Below are 6,467 nucleotides of genomic sequence, written 5' to 3' on the forward strand. Positions count from 1 at the left end.
TGACGACAGATTTATTAGTAGAAGGCCTGGATGCCGGTCTGGGCGCGGCCGAGGATCAGCGCATGGACGTCATGCGTGCCCTCGTAGGTGTTCACCGTCTCCAGGTTCACCAGGTGGCGCATCACATGGTAGTCCTCGTGGATGCCGTTGCCGCCGTGCATGTCGCGCGCCATGCGGGCGATCTCCAGCGCCTTGCCGCAGTTGTTGCGCTTGATCAGCGAGATCATTTCCGGGGTTTCCTTGCCGGCATCGCGCAGGCGGCCGACGCGCAGCGCGGCATTCAGGCCAAGTGCGATCTCGGTCTGCATGTTGGCCAGCTTGAGCTGGATGATCTGGTTGGCCGCCAGCGGGCGGTTGAACTGCTTGCGGTCCAGCACATACTGGCGCGCCTGGTGCCAGCAGGCCTCGGCCGCGCCCATGGCGCCCCAGGCGATGCCGTAGCGCGCGCTGTTCAGGCAGCCGAAGGGGCCCTTCAGTCCCTGCACGTTGGGCAGCAGGTTCTCGTCCGGCACGAACACATTGTCCATGACGATCTCGCCGGTGATCGAGGCGCGCAGGCTGAGTTTGCCGTTGATCTTGGGCGCCGAGAGGCCCTTCATGCCCTTTTCGAGAATAAAGCCCCGGATCACTCCATCTTCGGTCTTGGCCCAGACAACGAAGACCTGCGCCAGCGGCGAGTTGGAAATCCACATCTTGGCGCCGGTCAGTTCATAGCCGCCGGGCACCTTCTTGGCGCGGGTCTTCATGCCGCCCGGATCGGAGCCGTGGTCGGGCTCGGTCAGGCCGAAGCAGCCGATCCATTCGCCCGAGGCCAGCTTGGGCAGATATTTCTCGCGCTGCGCCTCGGTGCCATAGGCATAGATCGGATACATCACCAGGCTGGACTGCACGCTCATCATCGAGCGGTAGCCGGAATCGACGGCCTCGACCTCGCGCGCCACCAGGCCATAGGCGACATAGGAAGCACCGGCGCAGCCATAACCCTCGATCATCGAGCCCAGCAGGCCCAGTTCGCCCATCTCGCGGAAGATCGCCGGGTCGGTCTTTTCCTCGCGGAAGGCTTCCTTCACGCGCGGCAGCAGCTTGCCCTGGCAGTATTCGCGGGCGGTGTCGCGGATCAGGCGCTCGTCCTCGGTCAGCTCGGCTTCCAGGTTGAAGGGATCTTCCCACTTGAAAACGGCTTTGGCGGCAGGGGCTTGCGCGTTCATGGCGATATCCTCGGGCGGGTGGTTCTGGTTCTCTTGCAGGGGGACATAGCCCCTCGCTCCGGCCCGGCAAGCTGTCAGACCGGCGATTGGCAGGCAAACGAATTCTCGCTATTACTTGATAATCGGAGGTTATCAACTTGGCCCTGTCGCGCCGCTTCCTGCCGCCGCTTTCCGCCCTGATGGCCTTCGAGGCCGCCGCCCGGCATGAAAGCTTCACCGCCGCCGCCAAGGAGCTGAATGTGAGCCAGGCGGCGATCAGCCGGCGCGTGCAGCTTCTGGAGGACATCCTCGGCCTCACGCTGTTCGAGCGCATCCGCCAGCGCGTGGTGCTGACCCCGGCCGGCGCCGCCTATGCCCGCGAATTGCAGGAGGCGCTGGGCCGCATCGGCGCCGCCACGGTGAACACCATGGCCGCGCGCGGCGGCAACGCCACGCTGAACATCGCCACCCTGCCCACCTTCGGCACGCGCTGGCTGATCCCGCGCCTGCCCGATTTCACCGCCCAGCATCCGCAGATCACCATCAACCTGCCGACCCGCATCGAAAGCTTCGATTTCACCGCCGAGCCGCTGGATGCCGCGATCTCGTTCGGCGATCCGGTCTGGCCCGGCGCCGTGGTCGACAAGCTGATCGAGGAAGACCTGGTGCCGGTGCTGTCGAAAAAGCTGCTGGCAGGCCAGCGCATCAAGAAGCCCGACGACCTGTTCCGGATTCCGCTGATCCAGCAATCGACGCGGCCCTCGGCCTGGGCCGACTGGTTCGCGCTGGTGGGCGTGGCCTGCCCGCCGGTGCCGCTGGGGCCGCGTTACGGCCAGTTCGCCATGGTGGTGCAGGCCGCCGCGGTGGGTCTGGGCGCGGCCATCGTGCCGCGTTTCCTGGTGGAGCAGGAACTGGCCGACGGCAGCCTGGTGGCGCCGTTTCCGGAACTGCTGCACAGCAAACAGGCCTATTGCCTGTTCTACCCGGAGGCGCGCCGCAACGATCCGGCCCTGCGCGCCTTCCGCGACTGGCTGGTGGCGACGGCGGCGAAGGCGAGAGTCAGTTAGCCGCGCAATAATCCCGCACCGCCGCCAGGTGACGCTGCCTGGCGGCCTGGTCGAGGAAGGCGGCGCGGAAGCCGTTGCCGGCCAGCGTCACGATCTCGTCGCGGCTCAGGTCCAGCGCCTGCTGCACGGCGACGTAATTCTCGGTCACATAGCCGCCGAAATAGGCCGGGTCGTCGGAATTCAGCGTCGCCACAAGGCCTGCCTGCAGCATGCGGCGCAGCGGGTGATCCTTCATGTCGCGCACGACGCAGAGCCTGAGATTGGAGAGCGGGCAGACGGTGAGCGGCATTTTCAGCTGCGCCAGCCTCTGCGTCAGCGCCGCATCCTCCAGCGCGCGGTTGCCGTGATCGATGCGTTCGACCTTCAGCAGGTCGAGCGCTTCCCACACATACTCGGGCGGGCCCTCCTCGCCGGCATGGGCCACGGCATGTAGGCCGAGCGCCCGCGCTTTTGCGAAGGCGCGCTGGAATTTCGACGGCGGATGGCCCTTTTCCGACGAGTCGAGACCGACGCCGATGAAGCGCTCGCGCCAGGGCAGCGCCTGTTCCAGCGTTTTCAGGGCGCTGTCCTCGTCGATGTGGCGCAGGAAACACAGGATCAGGCTGGCGCTCAAACCCAGATCGCGCCGCGCGTCATCTAGCGCCTGCGTCAGACCGTCGATCACGGTCCTGAACGCCACGCCGCGTTCGGTATGGCCCTGCGGATCGAAGAAGATTTCCGCATGGCGCACATTCTGTTTCGCCGCGCGCCGCAGATAGGCCATGGCGAGATCGTAGAAATCCCGTTCGGTCTGCAGCACCCCCATGCCCTGGTAATACAGGTCGAGGAAATCCTGCAGATTGCCGAAGCGGTAGGCGGCGCGCAGATCCTCCACCGAGGCGTAGCGGAAAGGCAGGCCGTTGCGCTGGGCCAGGGCATACATCAGCTCCGGCTCGAACGTGCCCTCGATATGGACATGCAGTTCGGCCTTGGGCAGGCCGGCGATGAAGGCGGAGAGATCGGTCATGGACCAAGCCTAGCGCGGCGGCGCCCAGGCGACAATCACGGACCCCGCGGCTATAATGCGGCCGCAACCAGAAACGAGGAAAGCGATGGTCGAACGCATGCCGCCGGGCAGTCTGGCCCCGATGCCGCGCCGCCTGTGGTGGCTGATCGTGCTGCGCGGCATCGCCGCGCTGCTGTTCGGCCTGGTCGCCATCTTCTGGCCGGGCATCAGCCTGGCCGTGCTGGTGATCATCTTCGGCGCCTATGCGCTGGTGGACGGCACCATCACGCTGATGCTGGCCCTGCGCCGCGACGGCGCCGATCCGGCCCGCGGCTTCCAGATCCTCACCGGCATCAGCGGCCTGCTGCTCGGCCTGCTCTGCGTGCTGTGGCCCGAGGCCGCCGTCACGCTGATGATCTATCTGGTGGCGGCCTGGATCATCCTGTTCGGCATCATGGCCATCGCCAGCAGCCTGCGCATGCGCCGCCAGGTCGGTCCCGGCTGGCCGGTCAGCCGGGGCGGCATCCTACTGATCGCCATCGGCCTGCTTCTGCTGCTGTTTCCCAATGCCGTGGTCGTCGCCGCCACCTGGGTGATCGGCATCGGCGCGCTGCTGCTTGGCGCGGGCCTGCTGGCTTTCGCCTGGCGCCGCCACCAGCAGGACAACCTGGTTCTCTGAAGTCTCTATCCGAGCGGCAGGCTGAGCGTGACGATGAAGCCGCCGCCCGGGCGGTTGGCCGCCTGGATGCTGCCGCCGACCGCCTCCACGTTGCGCCTGGCCACCCACAGGCCAAGGCCGAAATTGGGCAGGCTTGCGTCCTGCCGGCCCTGGTCGCGGAACGAGGCATGGCGCTGGAAGATATGCGGCAGCAGCGCGGGATCGACACCCGGACCGCCATCGGCCACGGCGATCAGCGCCTGGCGCGAGCCGCGATGCAGGGTCACCGTCACCACGCTGCCCGCCGGCGCGTAGCTGAGCGCATTCTCGATCACCTGATCCAGCGCGGCCGCGATCAGGCGGCCGCCCATCGGTGCGGAAGCCTCGCCACCCATCACCGCCTGCAGCGTGACATTGCGCGCAGTGGCGTCGGCGGCATGGGCATCGACCACATCCTCGATCAGCGCGTTCAGTTCCACCCGCTCGCGCGGCGGATCGAGACGGTCGGCCACGGCATCGTCGAGATTGCGCGCCGCCCGCACCAGACCATCGAGGCGATCGAGCGCGCCGTCGATCGCCGCCAGCGCCTGGCGGCCGCGCTCGTCCTCGGCCGGCAGGCGGCCACGTAGCGGCACCAGCGCCTGACGGATCGTGCCGAGCGGGGTCTTGAAGGCATGGGCGCTTTCCTCCGCCGCCACGCGCAGTTCGCCGGCGGTGGCACGCAGGCTGTCTTCCATGCGGTCGAAGGCATCGGCCACGCCGGCCAGTTCGGGGATGCGGTTGCGCTGCACGAAGCGCCCCTCGATGCGGCGTTCGGCCACGGCGCGCGCGGTGGCGGCGAAGCGGCGCAGCCCGCGCGCCAGATCGAAGGCGATCAGCAGCACGATGGCGGCGAAGGCCAGATAGAGCAGGGCGGCGAGCTGCACCTCGGGCGCCTGCCAGTAGGGCTTGCCCAGGCGCTGCTCGGCTGCCGAGGCGAGATCGCTGGAGATCACCAGCGCCCAGCAGCCGCGCGCGGTGCGCACCGGCGTGATCGAGGTGATCAGCTCGGCGGCGCCGTCGGCGCGTTCCACGCGCAGGGCCAGCGGCAGGTCGCCGGCGCAGGTGGCCTCGAGCTGCGCCAGCACGCCGGCCTCGGCCAGGCGCTGTTTCTCGAATTCCAGATCGGCCGGCATCACTGCCGGGGCGGAAGCCACATACAGGAAGCCGGCATCGGCCGGCCCGCCATGGGGCCGGAACAGCAGGCGCAAACTGACGCCATCGGTCTGGAAGCGCGCCAGCTCCTCACCCAGACGGAACAGCGGAATCTGGTCGGCGCGCTGCAGCCGCTCCTCCAGCACGCGGCCGACGGTGAGGCCCTTCACCCGGATGCTTTCCAGCAGCAGGCGCTGGCGGTCGAGATCGGCCTGGCGAAAAGTGACGTAGAGGATGGCGGGCAGCGCGATGAACAGCACCAGCACGATCCCGGCGCGGAAGGCGAGCGAGCGCCAGATGCGGTGCAGGCGGCTTTCGGCTTCAGCCATGGCGCCAGCGGTAGCCAAAGCCAGGATAGGTTTCGATGGCGTCGAATTCCGGATCGATGTCGCGGAACTTCTGCCGGATGCGCTTGACCATGGCGCGCACATTGGCGCGATAGCCATCCGGTCCCTGGCCGGCCTCGAAACCCACGCCGCGCACCACGTCGTAGATCTCGCGATAGCCGACATCGCGGCCGATGCGCTGCGCCAGTAGCTGCACCACCTTGAACTCGCCATGGGTGAGATCGACCTGCGTGCCGTTCCAGGCCACGCGGGCGCTGGCCACATCCAGCACCAGGCCGCCGCCATCGGCCGGCATCGCCGCATTGCCTCCGGTCGGCGCCTTGGCGGCAAGCGCGATGCGCAGGCGCTGGAGGATGATGGCGAAGCTCTTGGCCTTGTCGACGAAGTCGATGGCGCCGAGCTTGAGCCCCTTCTCCTCGAAGATCGGCTGGTTCAGGCCGGTGAGGAAGATCACCGGCATGGCATGGCCGGCGCCGCGCAGGCGTTCCAGCGTGGCCGGGCCGTCCAGTCCGGGCATCTGCCAGTCCAGCAGCATGGCGGCGGCACGGTTGCCCTGGGCGAACCAGTCCAGCGCGGCATTGCCGCCATCGAAGACGACGGCGCGATAGCCGGCTTCCTGCAGGTTGGCGGAAACGGTATCGCGGAACAGCGCATCGTCGTCGACGACGGCGATCAGCAGGGTCTCAGCGCCGTTCGGCATCGCGGGCGATCCTGGCAAGGCATTGTTCGGCCGCCGGACCGGCCGGCGCCGCATCGTTCACTTCGTATTGCAGGGCGTAGAAATCGTTCCGCGCCGTGTCGAAATACAGGTAGACGGCCAGCCGGCAATCCGCGCGTCCGAATTCCAACACGCGGGCCGGCGGCGCCTCGCGCTCCTGCACCGGGCTGCCGAACTGGCGCTGCAATTCCCCGCGGTTGCGGCCGATCACCTCCGGCACCTGCCCGGGCTCGGACCGCGCGCTTTCGCGGCGCGCGGCCGGCTGGCCTGGCGCCGGCTTGCGCGCCGGCAGCGGCGCCGCCTTTGCCGGC

General features: G+C 68.0%; 7 protein-coding genes. 2 read left to right on the top strand and 5 right to left on the bottom strand.

The window, feature by feature from the left end; all coding sequences use genetic code 11:
* Positions 1 to 14: 14 nt before the first annotated feature.
* Positions 15 to 1,208 (bottom strand): acyl-CoA dehydrogenase, encoded by a 1,194-nt coding sequence (locus ACK4FK_RS17600; protein ID WP_409746589.1) that lies wholly within the window; start codon positions 1,206 to 1,208, stop codon positions 15 to 17.
* 137 nt (positions 1,209 to 1,345) lie between these two features.
* Here ACK4FK_RS17600 and gcvA point away from each other — a divergent pair, with 137 nt between their 5' ends.
* The gene (gene gcvA / locus ACK4FK_RS17605) at positions 1,346 to 2,254 is read left to right on the top strand and encodes a transcriptional regulator GcvA (protein WP_409746591.1); all 909 of its coding nucleotides are present in this window, start codon (positions 1,346 to 1,348) and stop codon (positions 2,252 to 2,254) included.
* Here the strand turns inward: gcvA and ACK4FK_RS17610 are convergent.
* Positions 2,247 to 3,260, bottom strand: a complete 1,014-nt coding sequence (locus ACK4FK_RS17610; protein WP_409746593.1) for an adenosine deaminase — start codon at positions 3,258 to 3,260, stop codon at positions 2,247 to 2,249. The genes gcvA and ACK4FK_RS17610 overlap by 8 nt on opposite strands.
* 85 nt (positions 3,261 to 3,345) lie before the next feature.
* Between ACK4FK_RS17610 and ACK4FK_RS17615 the strand changes: the two genes are divergently transcribed.
* On the top strand, positions 3,346 to 3,918 hold the full coding sequence (locus tag ACK4FK_RS17615; protein ID WP_409746595.1) for an HdeD family acid-resistance protein: 573 nt from the start codon (positions 3,346 to 3,348) through the stop codon (positions 3,916 to 3,918).
* 5 nt (positions 3,919 to 3,923) lie between these two features.
* Here ACK4FK_RS17615 and ACK4FK_RS17620 read toward each other — a convergent pair whose 3' ends face one another.
* The 3 genes from ACK4FK_RS17620 to ACK4FK_RS17630 form a co-directional block, all read right to left on the bottom strand.
* The gene (locus ACK4FK_RS17620; RefSeq protein ID WP_409746597.1) at positions 3,924 to 5,420 is read right to left on the bottom strand and encodes a sensor histidine kinase; all 1,497 of its coding nucleotides are present in this window, start codon (positions 5,418 to 5,420) and stop codon (positions 3,924 to 3,926) included.
* Positions 5,413 to 6,138, bottom strand: a complete 726-nt coding sequence (locus tag ACK4FK_RS17625; protein ID WP_409746599.1) for a response regulator transcription factor — start codon at positions 6,136 to 6,138, stop codon at positions 5,413 to 5,415. The genes ACK4FK_RS17620 and ACK4FK_RS17625 overlap by 8 nt, the downstream gene beginning before the upstream one ends.
* The coding region (locus ACK4FK_RS17630; RefSeq protein WP_409746601.1) for a hypothetical protein at positions 6,122 to 6,467 on the bottom strand (346 nt) is incomplete at its 5' end. The genes ACK4FK_RS17630 and ACK4FK_RS17625, both read right to left, overlap by 17 nt.

This window comes from Ferrovibrio sp., assembly GCF_046297895.1.
Classification (GTDB): domain Bacteria; phylum Pseudomonadota; class Alphaproteobacteria; order Ferrovibrionales; family Ferrovibrionaceae; genus Ferrovibrio.